This window comes from Marinococcus halophilus (assembly GCF_002265875.1).
Lineage (GTDB): Bacteria > Bacillota > Bacilli > Bacillales > Marinococcaceae > Marinococcus > Marinococcus halophilus.
In genome coordinates, this window is sequence record NZ_NPFA01000043.1 from 1 (window position 1) to 1,339 (window position 1,339).

Consider the following 1,339-nt stretch of genomic DNA (forward strand, 5'->3'; position numbering starts at 1 on the left):
GGGACCGTCAATAATTTTGTGTAAACGGCTGTCCTTTTCCAGCCTTGAAGTTAACCCTGCCGTTGAAACATATCTTCCAATTGATGTTGGGCCTGGGCGAAGCCCAGGTGGCAGCGGGTGGAAAACTTTTGATTGTAGGCATCAAAACGGCTGACCAAAAACCGTTCAATGGAAGCTTCATTCGGGAATTGTTCTTTGCGTTTGACGTATTTCTTGAGCTGCTTGTTGAATGATTCGATCAGATTCGTCGAGTACAGGCTCCGCCAGATCGCGGAGGGAAAATCATAAAACGTGAGTAAGGTGGGGTGCTCGTCGAGCACCCGGCGAATCGATGGATACCGCGAGGACCACGCAGCGATAAACGCTTGAAGGGCTTCAGCGGCTTCGTCGCGGCTGTTGGCCCGGTACACGGTTTTGAAGTCAGCACAAACCGCCGGACGATCCTGCACGCGGACCTTGCGGGCAAGGGTGCGGGAGACATGCACACAACACGTCTGATGCCGGGCACTCGGATAGACGGCGTGGATCGCATCGGTCATGCCCGCCAATCCATCGGAGACGACGAGGAGTACTTCTTCGAGGCCGCGGACCTGAAGGTCCTCCAGGAGCTCCTGCCAGTTGCCCGCGGATTCAGTCGGAGCCAGCAGATACGCCAGCACTTCTTTGGAGCCGTCTTCCTGAATCCCGACCGCGATATACACGGCTTCTTTGGCGACCGTGTCCCGTTTCAACGCGATAAACGTGGCATCCAGATAGATGCAGGCGTAGCGTTTCGCCAGCGACCGGTGTCGAAAGGCTTCCACTTCGGCTTTCATGGTCTGCGTCATATTGGAAATCGTCTGCGGCGTGTAATGGTGGCCATACATGCGTTCCAGGAGATCGGCGATCTCCGCGGTGGTGACGCCCTTGTGGTACATATGCATCACAAACGCTTCCAGCGTATCATTGGTCCGTTTGTACGGCGCGACCGTCTGTTGGTGAAAGTCCCCGTTCCGGTCCCGGGGAATCGCCAGCGACAGCTCCCCAAATTCCGTTTTCAAGGTGCGTTCGTACGTGCCGTTGCGGGAATTGCCGGAACCGATGCCGGACGCATCGTATTTCTCATAATCCAGAAAGGACGTCAATTCGGTTTGAAGCAGCTGGTTCACGGCGTGTTCCAGATGAGATCGAAAGATCTCGTTGATATCCTGATGTTGGACTAGAGCGTGAGCAATATCTGTAGTAAAATTATTCATAGGGAAGTCCTCTTTTCTGTGGATGTGGTCGGTAACTTCATTCTACTAGAAAAGGACTTCCTTTTTTGGTGATCGATCGTTTACACAAACTATTTTATGCTCTC

Annotated in this window: 1 protein-coding gene; it reads right to left on the minus strand. The window is 53.3% G+C overall.

Annotated elements, in window-relative coordinates; translation table 11 throughout:
* Positions 1 to 50 precede the first annotated feature (50 nt).
* Positions 51 to 1,235: an IS256 family transposase gene (locus CHL76_RS16620; protein ID WP_094909172.1), complete on the minus strand. Its 1,185-nt coding sequence runs from the start codon at positions 1,233 to 1,235 to the stop codon at positions 51 to 53.
* Between the last annotated feature and the right edge of the window lie 104 nt (positions 1,236 to 1,339).